The 15,732-nt window shown below is 45.0% G+C and carries 16 protein-coding genes and 1 other RNA gene; 5 read left to right on the forward strand and 12 right to left on the reverse strand.

The window, feature by feature from the left end; genetic code table 11:
• Nucleotides 1–47 precede the first annotated feature (47 nt).
• A complete protein-coding gene (locus tag J2T16_RS07745) occupies nt 48–290 on the reverse strand; it encodes a ferredoxin (RefSeq protein WP_090924741.1) in 243 nt (80 codons plus the stop codon).
• Between the two features lie 120 nt (nt 291–410).
• Nucleotides 411–1,688, reverse strand: coding sequence for a DNA polymerase IV (locus J2T16_RS07750; protein ID WP_221786554.1), 1,278 nt, complete (start codon nt 1,686–1,688; stop codon nt 411–413).
• A gap of 357 nt (nt 1,689–2,045) precedes the next feature.
• Between J2T16_RS07750 and cimA the strand changes: the two genes are divergently transcribed.
• On the forward strand, nt 2,046–3,665 hold the full coding sequence (gene cimA / locus J2T16_RS07755; protein WP_221786527.1) for a citramalate synthase: 1,620 nt from the start codon (nt 2,046–2,048) through the stop codon (nt 3,663–3,665).
• 129 nt (nt 3,666–3,794) lie between these two features.
• Here the strand turns inward: cimA and J2T16_RS07760 are convergent, their stop codons facing one another.
• Complete coding sequence (locus J2T16_RS07760) at nt 3,795–4,346, reverse strand: TlpA disulfide reductase family protein (RefSeq protein ID WP_090924739.1); 552 nt, start codon at nt 4,344–4,346, stop codon at nt 3,795–3,797.
• Nucleotides 4,347–4,513: 167 nt separating this feature from the next.
• Between J2T16_RS07760 and J2T16_RS07765 the strand changes: the two genes are divergently transcribed.
• Complete coding sequence (locus J2T16_RS07765; protein ID WP_499018074.1) at nt 4,514–5,020, forward strand: M67 family metallopeptidase; 507 nt, start codon at nt 4,514–4,516, stop codon at nt 5,018–5,020.
• Here the strand turns inward: J2T16_RS07765 and J2T16_RS07770 are convergent.
• The 3 genes from J2T16_RS07770 to J2T16_RS07780 are packed head-to-tail and all read right to left on the reverse strand — an operon-like array spanning nt 5,006 to nt 8,264.
• Nucleotides 5,006–5,743, reverse strand: coding sequence for an exonuclease domain-containing protein (locus J2T16_RS07770; protein ID WP_154960065.1), 738 nt, complete (start codon nt 5,741–5,743; stop codon nt 5,006–5,008). The two genes, J2T16_RS07765 and J2T16_RS07770, sit on opposite strands and share 15 nt — an antisense overlap.
• Complete coding sequence (locus J2T16_RS07775) at nt 5,740–6,825, reverse strand: DUF294 nucleotidyltransferase-like domain-containing protein (RefSeq protein ID WP_418792796.1); 1,086 nt, start codon at nt 6,823–6,825, stop codon at nt 5,740–5,742. The genes J2T16_RS07770 and J2T16_RS07775 overlap by 4 nt, the downstream gene beginning before the upstream one ends.
• Before the next feature lie 41 nt (nt 6,826–6,866).
• Nucleotides 6,867–8,264 carry an ammonium transporter gene (locus tag J2T16_RS07780; RefSeq protein WP_154886570.1) on the reverse strand — a complete coding sequence of 466 codons (1,398 nt, stop codon included), beginning with the start codon at nt 8,262–8,264 and terminating at the stop codon, nt 6,867–6,869.
• Between the two features lie 350 nt (nt 8,265–8,614).
• Between J2T16_RS07780 and J2T16_RS07785 the strand changes: the two genes are divergently transcribed.
• Together J2T16_RS07785 and J2T16_RS07790 are read left to right on the forward strand one after the other, a co-directional pair.
• Nucleotides 8,615–9,043, forward strand: a complete 429-nt coding sequence (locus J2T16_RS07785; RefSeq protein WP_090924759.1) for a MerR family transcriptional regulator — start codon at nt 8,615–8,617, stop codon at nt 9,041–9,043.
• 26 nt (nt 9,044–9,069) lie between these two features.
• Nucleotides 9,070–9,750 (forward strand): zinc metallopeptidase, encoded by a 681-nt coding sequence (locus J2T16_RS07790; protein WP_090924734.1) that lies wholly within the window; start codon nt 9,070–9,072, stop codon nt 9,748–9,750.
• A 58-nt stretch (nt 9,751–9,808) separates the two neighbouring features.
• Here the strand turns inward: J2T16_RS07790 and gltC are convergent, their stop codons facing one another.
• Nucleotides 9,809–10,720: a glutamate biosynthesis transcriptional regulator GltC gene (gene gltC / locus J2T16_RS07795; protein WP_499018075.1), complete on the reverse strand. Its 912-nt coding sequence runs from the start codon at nt 10,718–10,720 to the stop codon at nt 9,809–9,811.
• A gap of 72 nt (nt 10,721–10,792) precedes the next feature.
• Nucleotides 10,793–11,419, reverse strand: a complete 627-nt coding sequence (locus J2T16_RS07800) for a rhomboid family intramembrane serine protease (RefSeq protein ID WP_090924732.1) — start codon at nt 11,417–11,419, stop codon at nt 10,793–10,795.
• Nucleotides 11,420–11,566: 147 nt separating this feature from the next.
• Between J2T16_RS07800 and tpx the strand changes: the two genes are divergently transcribed.
• Nucleotides 11,567–12,085: a thiol peroxidase gene (tpx, locus tag J2T16_RS07805; RefSeq protein WP_253495664.1), complete on the forward strand. Its 519-nt coding sequence runs from the start codon at nt 11,567–11,569 to the stop codon at nt 12,083–12,085.
• A 75-nt stretch (nt 12,086–12,160) separates the two neighbouring features.
• Here tpx and J2T16_RS07810 read toward each other — a convergent pair whose 3' ends face one another.
• The 4 genes from J2T16_RS07810 to cshA all read right to left on the reverse strand — a co-directional run bounded on the left by J2T16_RS07810 (nt 12,161) and on the right by cshA (nt 15,611).
• Entirely contained in the window at nt 12,161–12,553 is a 393-nt protein-coding gene (locus J2T16_RS07810) for a DUF1499 domain-containing protein (RefSeq protein WP_090924730.1), read from the reverse strand.
• Between the two features lie 214 nt (nt 12,554–12,767).
• A non-coding RNA gene (ssrS, locus tag J2T16_RS07815) (6S RNA) lies at nt 12,768–12,958 on the reverse strand.
• A gap of 51 nt (nt 12,959–13,009) precedes the next feature.
• Nucleotides 13,010–13,828 (reverse strand): YesL family protein, encoded by an 819-nt coding sequence (locus J2T16_RS07820; RefSeq protein WP_154886574.1) that lies wholly within the window; start codon nt 13,826–13,828, stop codon nt 13,010–13,012.
• 202 nt (nt 13,829–14,030) lie between these two features.
• Nucleotides 14,031–15,611 carry a degradosome RNA helicase CshA gene (cshA, locus tag J2T16_RS07825; protein WP_154886576.1) on the reverse strand — a complete coding sequence of 527 codons (1,581 nt, stop codon included), beginning with the start codon at nt 15,609–15,611 and terminating at the stop codon, nt 14,031–14,033.
• Nucleotides 15,612–15,732: the final 121 nt, after the last annotated feature.

Below are 15,732 nucleotides of genomic sequence, written 5' to 3' on the forward strand. Positions count from 1 at the left end.
GTCTCTGCGACAAAAAATGTGCTTTGATGTACATGAACTGAAAAAACTTAACCTTCTTTATTAAAAGGCTCGTCCGCTACTTTAATGGAGTCTGTAGGGCAACCATCGCATGCATCCTGCATATCATCGAACAAATCATCAGGGATGGCCTTGATTCCTTTGTTAGCATCGCCATCAAAGATCACTTCTGCTAAACCTTCATCATCATAATCATAGATATCTGGAGCTGTTGCTCCGCAAGCGCCACATGCAATACATGTGTCTTTTTCAACCCAAGTATATTTACTCATTGTACAATCTCTCCTCCTAGAGTTCACCACGAACCGTGTTTTTATCTAAAAACATATTAAACCAAAGTTTGAATAATTACAAATCAAATTGCAACAACCACAACTTTACATTATCCCTGTTTAGTCGAAACTTTGCAAGTTATCTTTTTGCAGTGACGTTCCCCTTACTTTGTGATTACGAAGCAATACGGAAGGGTCATCCCCCAGCATCCCTGCAGTCACTACCGCATTCTCACCGAATTTATCCCGGAGCTGATCCATAATTCGAATTAAACTTTCCTTTTTCGGCTTTTGTTCATATTCAAACAAATCCATCTGCACAGCTGACTCTTCTCGCGGAATCAATGTCTGCAACGTGATGCCAAGCATTCGTACAGGTTTTCCATTTCCCCAGTGTTTTGCAAAAAGCTTACAGGCCTCACGATAGATGACTGCCGCGTCCTCTGTAGGTATATCCATCATGCGGGACCTCGTGATCGTTTTCATATCAGGTGTACGAATCGTGATCTGTATGCCTTGACTGAGCATTTCGTGTTTGCGTAATCTTCGGGCTACCTGATCACTGATGTTGAGAAACACGCGGTGGATATCCCCCATTTCAGAGACATCGGCTGGCAGTGTTGTTGTATGCCCAATCGATTTATTCGCTTCCCGCTCCGCAACGACAGGCGAGTGATGAATGCCATTAGCCGAATTTTTGAGCCAAGTTCCATTTACACCAAACAGGTCTATCAGCATTTTTTCGTCCGACTTAGCCAGTTGGCCGATCGTATCAATGCCCAGCTTTTTAAGCTTCTCGGCCGTCTTTTTCCCGATACCAAACATCTCGTTACATGGTCTATGCCATAAAATGCGCGGCACGTCCCTCATTCGCAAAATCGATATGCCGTTCGGTTTTTTCAGATCCGAAGCCATTTTGGCAAGCAGCTTGTTCGGCGCAATCCCAATGGAACAGGGCAGGCCAAGTTCCTCCATGATTCTCTGCTGAATCTGTTCAGCGATTTCAATAGGTGTACCGAATTGTTTCGACCCCGTAATATCCAGATAACACTCATCAATTGAGGTTGCTTCCAGCAAAGGCGTATAACTATACGCAATCTGCATAAACGCTCTGGAGTATTGACGATACAGGTGGAAATCCGGTCGAATGACAATCAGATCAGGACATTTTTTCATCGCCTGTTGCACAACCATGCCGGTTGAAATCCCTCTGCTTCGGGCTGTATAAGAACAAGTGACAATAACACCCTTACGCAACTCGCTGCTACCCGCAACAGCAGTCGCTTTTCCTCTATATAACGCCGGCTCTTCTGCTTCATGTACTGAGCAATAAAAGGCGTTCATGTCGACATGCAGAATCACTCTGCCAGCCGCTGGATAATACTCGCTTACATTCATTGGAGGATTGTTGTCTGAAGACTTCACGCCCCCCACCCTTTCTCTCCTCCCGGCCGGGAGTTCGCTTTATTGTCGTTGTTAAAATTATAACATAGGTCGCCTTTTGATACCCCGGACCCTTTTTCACAATTAAATCAAAATTGTTTACGTCAACCTGCGAATTCTATGTAGCATTTGGCTATAATGATGCTATAATAATTAATTATACAAATTCACGAGTTTGGGACAAATCCATCTAACCAGTTTAACACAGTGTAGCGTTGCTACATCGAAGGATTTATCCATTAACGTTCTTACCTTTTTTCAACCATACCATCAAAACTTATAAAAAAGCGCTTTACCTTAAGGAGGATCTTCATGTCAAAGGCCATTTCCATCTTCGATACAACATTACGCGACGGCACACAAGGAGAGGGTGTCAGCTTATCAGCAGATGACAAACTCAAAATTGCCAAAAAGCTGGATGACCTGGGTGCTCACTATATTGAAGGCGGAATTCCCGGTAGCAATACCAAAGACATTGAGTTTTTCAAAAGAGTCAAGGAATTGAAGCTGAACGCCAAAGTTGTTGCATTTGGAAGCACTCGCCGCAAAGGTAGCATCGCCAGCGAAGACGCCAATCTGAAACGTATGATTGAATCCGGGGCACAGGCCGCAACCCTGGTCGGAAAATCATGGGACTTCCATGTGCATACCGCCTTGCAGACTACGCTTGAAGAAAATCTGTCGATGATCTATGATTCCATCGCGTATTTGAAACAAAATGGCATGGAAGTGATCTTTGATGCCGAGCATTTCTTTGATGGATTTAAAAACAACCCGGATTATGCACAAGCTGTCATGACCAAAGCCCACGAAGCCGGGGCAGACTGGCTCGTCATGTGTGATACTAATGGAGGAACGATGCCTCACGAAGTTCACGAGATCGTATCCACCCTGCATCGGATGTTGCCGCAAGCACATCTTGGTATCCACACCCATAATGATTGTGAGCTAGCGGTTGCAAACACGCTTAGTGCTGTACAAGCAGGGGCCCGACAGGTTCAAGGCACAATGAACGGTTATGGAGAGCGCTGCGGTAACGCTAACCTCGCTTCCATTATCCCGAACTTGCAGCTCAAACTGGGTTACGAATGTGTCTCTGAGGATTCCATGAAACAACTCACGAATGTTGCTCGTTATATCAGCGAGATTGCGAATGTGAATATGCCAATCAACCAGCCTTATGTGGGTAATGCCGCATTTGCTCATAAAGGTGGGATCCATGTATCTGCCATCTTGCGGGATTCCCGGACCTATGAGCATATCGTGCCTGAACTGGTCGGCAACAAGCAACGTGTGCTTGTCTCCGAACTGGCTGGACAGAGCAACATTGTGTCCAAAGCACAGGAAATGGGATTGGAATTTGATCCAAGCAGCCCGAACTCCCGTCAAATCATCGAAAAAATCAAAGACCTGGAGCATCAAGGTTATCAATTCGAAGGCGCTGATGCATCACTGGAATTGTTGATTCGTGAAGCGAACGGAGATATGAAAGAACTTTTCACCTTTGAATCGTTCAAAATGCTTGTGGAGAAAACGGCAGGCAAATCCGTGGTATCCGAAGCTTTTGTCAAGCTGAATGTTGCCGGAACAAGTGTGTATACCGCAGCAGAAGGAAACGGCCCGGTCAACGCACTGGATAATGCACTTCGGAAAGCTCTTGTGCAGTACTTCCCTTCTCTTGCTCATATGCACCTGTCGGACTACAAAGTTCGTGTACTGGATGAAAAGGATGCTACCGCCGCAAAGGTTCGTGTATTGATCGAATCCAAAAATACCGAGAACACATGGAACACTGTCGGTGTATCCGAGAACGTCATCGAAGCCAGCTGGGAAGCGCTCGTACACAGCTTCCGGTATGCTCTACTCCAGGAAAATATCTCGGATGAGCCGGAATCCTTTTCGATGCCAACCCCAGGTCTAATCAATCACTAGAAGTCTAAATCAAACACTACACATGATCCTGCTTCTTATTTCCCGGAAAATAAACAAAGCTTCTGTCACCATTAACGATGGTGGCGGAAGCTTTTTCAATGCAAAACGATAAGCAAAAAATCTTTTCTTTTAGTTTGCGATCAGCTTTTTAATTTTTTTCTCCAACTCTTTTTCTGGGAGGATGCCAAGAACGATCTCCTGGATTACGCCCCGGGAGTCAATAAGAACGTTCGTTGGAAATGCAACGCCATTATACTGAGCATAGACGGTTCCCTTTTCATCAAGCGGGATCGGGAATGTCAACTTGTACTCGTCCACAAACGCTTTGGCATCCTTCAATTTATCGTATGAAGTAACATTTACACCGTAAAGATCCAGCTTATCTTGGTATTTTTCAGCCAGATGGTTCAGTTCAGGTGCTTCTTGTTTACAAGGGTCACACCATGACGCCCAGAAACTGACAAAGGTCGCTTTCTCTTTCGCCCCGCCTACGCTATACGTCTTGCCATCGAGTCCAGTCAGCGAAAATGGCGGTGCCAGTAACCCTGCCTTCGGCCCCGTCTCCGTTGGCATAGGCTGTTCCTGTTTAAAAACTGCGGCAATACCACTATCCGTATTCTGAGCAAGAGCTATACCAATAAGCAGGACAGCTCCGAGCAGTATGTATATGTTACGTTTCATCACTCGCCACCCTCTTGTTCATTCAATGTGTATCCAATGGAATTACATCATTCCTTTCTCATATTGTACCCTTTTCCCTTAAAATTTTACAATCGGCACCGAACAAAATAAAATAAAAAAGGACTCCTGCATTAAGCAGGAGCCAAAAGAGAGAGGGGTGAATACAAATGGCAGCACTTCACGGGCAGCAAAATACCTTAACCCTTCCTCGCTCGGTGGAACGAGAAATGTCCAGGCACATGCATCTTTCGCTGCCGCAAGAAGCCTGCGGGGTTGTGCTGGGTGAATCCGCAGCGGGCGGCATACGAATCAGTCGGTTTCAGCCCATTCGTAACGTAGCGCCTGACCCGCTGCATCACTTCTCGCTGGATCAATCGGAATGGATTCAATGTTTTTTCTCTGATGTTACGATCGTTGGCATTTTCCACACCCATCCGTGTTCATTGCCGATTCCTTCGCAAGAGGACCTGCAAGCCCTCCCGAACTTCGCGGGAATGATGCACACATATCTGATTGGTGCACCCGATCTCTCGGTTTCAGCTTCAGAGAACTCCAAATCATCTATGCTCCTGAACGCTTATCAAATTATATCGAATGAAGCACAGCCACGTGGTGAGGCTTCGTTTCCACTATACCCCTACAGCTTAATACCATTAACGTTACGCATGACTTAATTGGGTGTAAAGGTCACCCAAGGTCTCTATATTTTTGCGTTGCATATCCTCAAGATAACAAGACCATAACTGCGCCGTCATTTTAGCATCTTCAAGCGCATGGTGCCGTCCATAGATTGGAATGCCTCTAGATTCAAGCAGTTCGTCAAGCCCGTATCCGGGTCTCGAAGGTTCAAGCCAGCGGGCGAGCATCATCGTATCAATTAAACGATGAGTCAACCTAACTTTGGAGGTTCGCCACAACGCTGCATTGAGAAAAGCCCGGTCATGCGCACTCGCGTGAGCTACCAGTACGTTCCCACCCACAAAGGACATGAAATCATGCAATCCTTGAAGCAGTGTAGGTGCCTTCTCTGTCATCTGTTGCGTAATCCCGGTGAGTTCGGTAATATGCTTCGGCACTGCCGTTTTTGACTGGACCAGCGTATAGAACTGTTCCTCTTCCAACACAACGCCACCTCGAAGACGCACTGCACCAAAGGACAAAATCTCATCTCCATGCTGGGGGGAAAAACCTGTTGTTTCCAGATCAAATACAACAGCATCCAATTCGCCCAGAGGCGTATGCAACACTTCTGGTCTACGTTGCTCCCTCATCATGGAACGGATAAACGCCATATGTTGCGCCGTAGGGGCTCCCATAATGGAAGCGATGGCGGAAGGAACCCCTCCCTGACGCAGCGAATTCCAAAACCCTGTACTGCCCCTTGCCGGCTCTCTCATGGACGTCTCCTTTCTGCAAAACGCAACTGTCTTTGCAAAGCACGATGCACTCGCTTGACCAATCCCAGTGTCTCCCTCAGTTCATAATGAATTTGCTTCTGCTTCATCTGTTTCTCATCCAGAAAACCACTGCTCTGCTGTAAATCCTCACGTATAACAACCGGCGTGTTTCGACGTAGCTTCAAAGCAGACGTAAATGCACGCTGGCATGTGTCCGTTAACTGAAAAGGAATGGCCTCAAGCGAAGTCAGCCTTTCCATACGTTTTAATGTTGATGATTCCTGAATCCCATGCTGCAAAGCCAAAAATCTTGCACTGTTGACCAGCGGGATATAAACGCCATATTTGACATCAAAGCCGCCCGCATGTTCACCAAATCGCTCTGTAACGACACGACCCAGTATATTTAATGTCGCCTTATGTTTTACCGTATTACGTAATACCGCATCAGAGAGCTGTGGAACCCGGCGAAACTGTTCATAAAAGCTCGTAAGCCAAGCCTCTGCCAAATTAGATTCCCCTGCAATAAAACGCATATCAGAAGCGATGATCAGGTTACGCACCGGTTCCCAGTTTAAGTCGGAACTCCATTCGAATAATTGCTTTTGCCAATCCGCCAGCGTTTTCCGCCAAAGAGATTCCGAGCACATCACCTTGCCCTCGCATTTGGCATAACCCAGCTCTTCCAATAAATCCGCAATACGGTTTCCCAGTTCCTTGAAATATTCTTCTTTAGTTGCATGCGGAGCATCACTGATAATCATGCCATTATCCTGATCACTCCATAATGTCGCTTCTTCCCTGCCGGAGCTTCCAAATACGATAAAGGCATAGGGGACGGGAGGCTGGCCGAAGCCCTCCTCTACCATCCCCTGAATGCATAACTCTACTGCTTTCCGTGCAATGCGGTCATGCAGTTCATTTACCATCTCGTACCATTCGACCAGCGACAAGGAAGCGGACATTGATTTCTGGAGTTCTCTCTGCAAAATAACACGTGCCTGGCGCAGTTCATGTGCAGAAGTTGCACCATCGATCCCTCGATAAGACCAGGAAAGGTTTGTTATTGAGATAGGTTCCATCATATCCAGCCTCCTTGAAGCAATTTCAATCTTGATTTACCTCAGGAGCTGAATGTACCACCTGATTTGGATTCTGCATGTTTCATTTGCTCAGGATATCCATATGTCCCGTGTTCACTAAGATCAAGCCCCATTGTCTCTTCTTCTTCCGTGACACGAATACCCATTACAGCTTTCATACCGCCGAGAATAATGAAGGACATCACGAGTACGAAGGCAAATGCGCCAGCAAGACCTAACAATTGAACACCCAGTTGGTGGAATCCACCGCCATAGAACAGACCCGCTTGACCTACGCCTACTTTCTCAGCAAGCTCAGGTGTTGCGAACAAACCGGTGGAGATGGCACCCCACATACCAGCGATACCGTGTACAGAGAACGCATAGATCGGATCATCAATACCTTTGCGATCGAAATATTGAGCAGTGAAGAATGTAATGATACCAGCGATTGCACCAATGACTAGTGCAGCCCAAGGTTCTACGAACGCACAAGCACCAGTAATCGCTACGAGTGCAGCAAGCACCCCGTTCAACATGCTAGGAATATCTGATTTTCCGAGAACTGCCCAGGAGATCAACAGTGCGGCAACACCACCCGCAGCAGCAGCCACGTTTGTAGTGAGCGCCACGTAACCGAAGAATCCTTCACCCATCGCTGACAACGTACTACCTGGGTTGAAACCGAACCAACCGATCCAGAGGATGATGACCCCGAGTACGGAATACACTTGGTTGTGACCTGGAATGATGTTAGGTTTGCCGTCTTTGTTATATTTACCGATACGAGGTTTCAGCAAGATGGTAGCTACCAACGCTGCTGTCGCACCCGTTAAGTGAACTACTGTTGAACCCGCGAAGTCTTGCATACCCAGCTCTGCGAGCCAGCCACCGCCCCATACCCAGTGAGCAACAACAGGATACATAATAATGGTATACAGTGTACCAAACACGATATATACGCTCATCTTTGCACGTTCTGCCATACCACCGCAGGCAATAGCCAGGGAGACAGCAGCAAATGCAAGGTGGAATACAAATTTAATCGTTAGTGGAACATCGGAGAAAGCGAGTGATTCAAAGGAAGCTGCCATGTTGTCTCCACTCATGAAGAAACCGGTTGTTCCGAAGAATCCGTTACCGTTACCGAAGCCTAGACCAAAGCCAAGCCCCCAGAATGCAATAACTGAAATACCCAATGTCAGGATCGTCTTACCAGCAATGTGTCCTGCATTTTTCATTCGTGTCGAACCCGCTTCAAGGAGTGCAAACCCCCCTTGCATAAAGAACACTAGCACTACTGCCAGAAACGTAAATGCCGAGTTCAGACCGCTTTGAAGCTCAATAGTACTTGGACCCTCCGCAGCAGCGAATGCACTTACCGGAAAAGCCAGTAAAGTAAGCATTGCTAACATTGAAACCAACCATTTCTTTCTCATTTGCCCCACTCCCTCTTGTGTTATGTTTCTTTACATATCGTGAAACTCTTAATGTCATTATAAGCAGAAGTAAGGAAAGTTGACAAGAGTATTTTTATCATTTCCAAAAATATTTTATGGGAATAAAGTCTTACGTCTTTTTCTTGCACTTAAGTACATATTCATACACTTTGAGTACATAGATATAGGAATAAAGCAAGCTATCTTCAAAGCATAACGTTTGACTGTACGGTTCATGATCATGTATCATACTTATTAGAAAGAAAAATTGAGCGTGTACATTGAGGCGCTTGTGGAAACTACATTTCCCTACATTTGAACTTGCAAGCGAGGTGAATATCATTGGGGATATGAAACTTTTTCGAATTGGCGAACTTGCCAAAACGGCTGGTGTAAGCGAACGGACAATTGACTATTACACAAAGCTCGGGTTAATCGCTCCTGAAGAACGAACCCAAAAAAATTATCGTCTTTATAGTCATGAAACCTTAACCAGACTTGAACGTATTGTACAGATGAAACAAGAGAAGTATAGTCTCGAAGAGATTAAACAATCTCTTGAGAAGTGGCGTCTGGTCAGTACTGAAGAACAAGTAGCCAGCAAACTGACAACACTTGAACTTCATGTTCAGCAACTTGAGCGAGAGGTCAATGAACTCAAACCATTGCTTGGAGAGATGAAACCTGTACAAGCACGTAAGATGATGGCAGGACTACTCACCAAAAGCGCGGGTACAATGGAGGCATTAAAAATCTTGCTTGAAAACACCATGATGTAGCTTATTATGAAAGCGGAGGAATGGATATGAGTTTTAATAACGGTATGTTCGTATTGATTATCATCGCCTTTTTGCTCTCGTTATGGGCGCAATTTCGCGTTAAGGGCACCTTTAGACGTTGGTCCGAAGTACCGAACCAGAACGGAATGACCGGTTACGATGCAGCCCGTCATATGCTCGATGCTAACGGTCTGCACGATGTGCCGATTGAACCAGTTCGTGGCTCACTCTCTGACCACTATGATCCGATCAATCGGGTTGTACGTTTGTCAGAACCTGTGTACTACGAAAAGTCCATCTCGGCATTATCCGTTGCATGTCACGAAGTCGGCCATGCCATTCAACACAAGGAAAGTTACCCTATGCTTGCATTGCGTCACCGGATTTTTCCGATTGTGAACTTTGCTTCTGGACTCGCACCATTCCTGTTGATTGCAGGTTTCCTCTTTAACGCGATGAACCTGGTCGGAATCGGTATTATCTTCTTCTCTGTCACTGTTGCATTTCAGTTGATTACATTACCGGTCGAATTCAATGCCAGCAATCGAGCACGTGAAATAATGGTATCAGAAGGATATATCCGTAATGAAGAAGAAAAAGGCGTAGCCAAAGTATTGAATGCCGCAGCTTTAACTTACGTTGCCGCTGCATTGATCTCTTTACTTGAACTGATTCGTTACATCGGAATCTTTAATAGCCGGGACTAATTGCTGCAGATACTCAATGAACAAGTTAAATAAATAAAAACAAAACAATACCCCACCGTTATTCGGATGGGGTATTGTTTTGTTGTAAACCAAAATAATGAAGCAAAAATGAGCGGAAAGACTGAGCAACGAGTGGCAACTTATCATCTGCACGGTGAATCAACCCAATCGTGCGGGTTACTTTCGGCTGAGAGATCGCCACATGTGCAGGTTGCAAGGGATTCGTCTGGAATAAAGCCATTTCTGGCAACAGACTTACACCCATACCTGCCGCTACCAAACCACGAATCGTATCCGTCTCTTCACCCTCAAAAGCGATTTTCGGTGTAAATCCAGCTTCCAGGCAGGCATGCCATACAATAGGCCGCAGGGAGTAACCTTTGCTGAACAACACAAACTTCTCATCCTTCAGCTGTTCGAGTGCAATGGTCTCTTCTCCCGCAAGCGGATGATTCGGCGGCAAGATTGCATGCAATTCCTCAGTAAGCACAATATCACCAGCAACCTGATCATGTTTTTCTGGAAATGGTGAAATAAATGCAAGATCCACTTCTGCCGACAATACATCCCGAATCAATGTCGGGTACATCCCTTGCTTGAATCTGAATTTTACGTTCGGATACTTCTGACGAAAAGACGCCACTACAGAAGGTATGAGATGAATTCCTAGACTGTGCGGAAAGCCGATCCGAATTTCTCCGTGCTCCGGGTCAAGAAATTCATGTACTTCACCTACAGCTTTGTCAAGATCCTTCAAAATACCTTCAACCCGTTTGCAAAAAAGCTGTCCTACCGCAGTTAACTGCAAATTCCGTCCTTTTTGCATAAAAAGATCTACACCAAGCTCCTCTTCAAGCTGATGAATCTGTCTGCTGACCGCAGACTGTGCCACGTGCAATTCTTCCGCCGCCTGTGTAACATGTTCCTTTTGAGCAACTTTCAGAAAATAATGCAACTGTCTTAATTCCACTTGCCTGATCGCTCCAATCTGTTATACCCTACTATATCGTTCACCGCACATTCCATCTTGAGAACGTTCTACCTATTTCCTAAAAATCCGTGGTTTCCATAAACGAATAATCAAACCATAAATAAAGAATCCACCGAGCAAACCACCTAAATGCGCCATCCAATTGATATTAGACACTGCAAAAGAGAAAATAATCCCGAACAGCAACAGTGTATACATCGTTTTGCGCGAGGTTTCATCCATAATATTACGCTGGAACAATGCCACGTAGAGAAATGCCCCGTAGACAGCATAGATTGCACCAGACGCGCCTACCGAAATCGTAATTTTGTCGATCGAATTATACCAGGCAACAGCAAGAATATTACCCACTACTCCTCCCCCAAGATACAAGACACCGTATCTCAACGATCCAAGCAAGCGTTCCATCGGCGGAGCAAATACAATTAACGCAAAACTGTTAAACAAGAGGTGACCGAACCCTGCATGCAAAAACATGGAAGTCACATAACGCCACCAATCCTGGGCAAACAATTCATAATTCGTCAGCGCCCCAAACTTGAGCAATACCATATTGTTGGTGGAACCACCATTAAACGTTAACACGATAAACATAACAACATTCGCAATTAAAAGAATCGACGTCAAAGGGAAATACTTCAAGTAATCTTTCCAATTTTCATAACGGATAAATATCATGATTTTTACTTTCACTCCACCCTGTTAAAATCAGACCTTCTCTTGAATCCATCACAATGATACACGCCCAGATTGGACAATGTCTTTCATAAAAGATTATAATGGATTTTGGCACGGATCACCAATTTATAAGGAGGAACATTATTTATGACACAAGAACGTAAAGGCGCAGCCACATTTAAAGGCAACCCTATCACATTGATCGGACCTGAATTGAAAGTGGGCGATCAAGCACCTGACTTCACCGTGAGCAAAAACTTGATTGAAGATGCATCTCTGAAAGACTTCGCAGGCAAGATTAAATTAATCAGCGTTGTTCCTTCTCTGGATACTGGCGTATGTGATGCTCAGACTCGCCGCTTCAATGTTGAGGCAGCTGAACTCGGTGAGAACGTTGTTGTTCTGACCGTCAGCGTAGACCTTCCATTCGCACAGGAGCGTTGGTGCGGTGCGGCCGGTGTTGACCGCGTGGTTACCCTTTCCGACTACAAAACACGCTCTTTCGGCCAAAACTATGGCGTTCTGATCAAAGAATTCCAACTGGATATGCGCTCTATTTTTGTCTTGGATGCCGAAGACAAAATTACATATGTGGAGTACTTGCCTGAAATGACAGACTCCCCTAACTTCGAGCAAGCCATTGCTGCAGTAAAAGCTTTGCTGTAAAACAACTTTCGTAATTGCAGAATAAAAGCGAGGAAGGTCATCCTTCTCTCGCTTTTTATTATTTCATCATTTATTTCACTCATTCGCCTTATACTTGCTGAGCTTTTTATCAAGTACGGAGAACAAGTGCATAATCGTACGATAGTTGGAACCGAGATCTCCCAATGAACCGCGGGAAGCAGAGTACATATCCACTGCACTTCGTACAGGACTCACCGAAATAATGGAAACCGTAATATCCATTGTACGCCCAAACGTCGTGCGTTTTTCCAGTATAATCTCGCCTACAGAGTGCACCTCATGCAGTACTTTATAACCCGGAATTTTTTTTAGTGTCGAAGATACTTCTTCCCAGGCTTTTTCTTTGGATAAATTGTAATAGCGTGTTTTTAATTTGGGATCCTTGGCTCGATCGCTGGTCCCCTCCATACTTCGGATGATACCGACGAGCGTTCTCTTTAAGGTCAAGACCCTTCCTCCTTTGAGTGTAACCGTTCCATTATGTATTCTAGTGTAACATTGTTCAAGTAGTAACAAAAGGGTAAGCATCATATTTAACAAAAATACTAGGATCAACAATAATCCGAATTAAATCATTCATCAGATCCACCCAAAAATCAACATAAAAACACCCCGGCTTCCTCGTAAAAAGGAAAAGTCAGGGTGCTGTACATGGTGAAATTAGAAACCCGCCTATGCCGTCCGGCTACATTGTCTTATGAACCTGCTTGGCAGGTGGGTGACTGCAAAAATGCATTTGAAGTCCCCATGTCGTATAGACAGGGCTTTTCAGCAACACTTTGTATTAATCTCCCGAAGACATCATCATTGGTTCAAAACAACGAATAACCGAAACGTACATCGCAGGATGTACACCTATTATATCCCTAACTGTGTAAAAAGTAAATGCCATACAGACATGTTTTATTTTTGCTGTGTAAACTCTTTATTTTCAGCAGGTTCAGAACTCTGTGCTTCATCCTGTTCTCCTGATTTTTCAGCCAAAGCAGCTGCCTCTTCTTCCTCTTTTTGCAATTGAATCTTTTGCATCTGCTCCTGCATTTTGTTGTAGGTTGCATAGAAGTTAAAGAACGCAAACCAAGCCACGATGCTCATGATGAAAAAGATAAACAGCACCGGATAACGCAATCCGAAATAGAACAACAACCCGCTTCCCAGTAATGTGGAGAACACACGGAAAGGTCGAATCAGCGTTAACAGGACTGCATTTTTAATAATAAGGCCGATCGACATATGGTAATGTACAACCATTGAGAAAAAGTTAAACAAGGATACAAACAACAATAACAACAACACAAGCATAATAATGCCAACCAGTTGCATATTACGGAACTGGGTCATATAAACCGTATAGTCCAGATACATGATTGCGAACAGCAGTGTGTAAAAAATGCCACCAATTAAACTTTGTTTGTAGTTTTCCTTGTAACCTGTAAAGAATGTACGGAAGATCGGCACATCCGTATCTCCCATATTCCATTTACGAACAACCGTGAACAAAGCCGAGGTCGCCGGAAACAGTGTAAGCGGTGCCACAATGGCTATAGCCCAGTTCATTTGTAATGATTCGTTCGCGAGATTCTGTTGCATGACGAGCAGCTTCATAATCATGAAAAACAAGAAAGGTGAAGAACAGATCGCCCACAAGAGATTGCTTGCGGCCAGTCTTGTGATCCATTCTGTCAGCCGGTAAAGCCCGCCCATAGCTCCTTTAAATTCCAAACATTTCTCCTCCTCCGCACCTTGCGTCTAACCTGAATTCTAATATTAATATACCTTATTATATATAGTAAAAGCCAGCACTTCCCGAAAGTAGATCACTTTAGGCAAGACTGATCGCTCTAATAAATGGAAAGTTTATGAACTTTTACAAAGTAAAAAAAGATGGAGCAGCTTCCTGCCCCATCCTCATTAAATGTTACACTTATTCGAAAGAGTTATCTCTAGCCGGACGACGTCCTTCGTTATTGCTTGGACGCGGTTTGCGATCACGGTTGTAGCCGCCTTCTCTGCTTCCACTTCCACCACTGCTGTTGCGGTCACGGTTGTAACCGCCACGTCCACCACCACTGCTGTTGCGATCACGGTTATAACCACCACCGCCACCACTGCTACGGTTACCGCTGTAACCTGATGGTTTGCGTCCGCCAGAACGAACATCTGGTCTACGACGTTTAGCACGGATTGGATCTTCAGGAGTCAGATCAACCTGAGCATCTTTTTTGTCGCCTGTCAGGAGTTTCAAAGCTGCGGACAACAATTGTACAGAATCATATTGCTCCAGCATTTGAATGGCAATACCTTTGTATTCGTTCAGCTCACCGGATTGTACAATCTCCAGGAGACGTTCAGCCGTTACGCGTTGTTTTCCTTCAACCGCTTCTGCCATCGTAGGTAACGGTTTACGCGGAATACGGTGACGTGTTACACGCTCGATAAAGTGCAAGTGATCAATCTCACGCGGAGTTACGAAAGACCATGCCGCACCTTCTTTACCCGCACGACCTGTACGGCCAATACGGTGAACATAACTTTCCGGATCTTGCGGAAGGTCAAAGTTCACAACGTGTGTTACGCCAGATACGTCGAGACCACGCGCCGCCACGTCTGTTGCAACGAGTACATCAATGCTGCCATCACGGAACTTACGCATTACCGTATCACGTTGGTTTTGAGACAGGTCACCATGCAAACCATCAGCGGAATATCCACGTTTTTGCAAAGCTTCAGCCAATTCGTCAACACGACGCTTGGTACGTCCGAACACGATTGCCAGTTCTGGGGATTCCATATCCAGCAAACGGCTAAGAGCTTCGAATTTTTGGCGCTCAGGTACTTCAATATAAGCCTGATCAATCAACGGAGCGCTGACTTGTTTAGGAATAACAGAAACGTGTTCTGGATTAGTCAAGAATTGTTGAGCCAATTTTTGAATGTTAGGAGGCATTGTTGCAGAGAACAGCATCGTTTGACGGTCGTCTGGAACTTGTTTCAGGATCGATTGAATATCCTCCATGAAACCCATGTCGAGCATTTCATCTGCTTCGTCCAATACAACAGTTTGTACATCATCAAGTTTGATTGTTTTGCGGTTGATGTGGTCAAGGAGACGTCCTGGTGTACCGATGATAATCTGTGGTTTTCTTTTCAATGCACGAATCTGGCGTACGATATCTTGTCCGCCGTAGATTGGCAGGGAGCGTAGACCTTTGAAGCGAGTAAGTTTTTCGATCTCTTCAGCGACTTGGATCGCAAGTTCACGTGTAGGTGCCATAATGAGGGCGCGGATTTTATCATCCGTTTTGGAGATTTTGCTGATCAACGGAATACCGAATGCAGCGGTTTTACCTGTACCTGTTTGAGCTTGACCGATCAAATCTCTACCTTCAAGTGCAAAAGGAATCGATTTGGATTGAATCGGTGTTGCTTCTTCAAACCCGAGCTCAGTGATGGCTTGCAGCACCAGTGGTTCAAGATTGAAATCTGTGAAATTTAAATTTGTCAAAATTATTCATACTCCTTTTATATGGTGGACATGGTGGACAATCCACTTTGTTGTCTGTATTCTTAAGTAGCGTTAATATTTATAGGGTATCCCAACGGGACGAATTATTTTCATGAACGAA

The sequence above is a fragment of the Paenibacillus intestini genome (genome assembly GCF_030803945.1).
GTDB classification, from domain to species: Bacteria; Bacillota; Bacilli; order Paenibacillales; family Paenibacillaceae; genus Paenibacillus; species Paenibacillus polysaccharolyticus.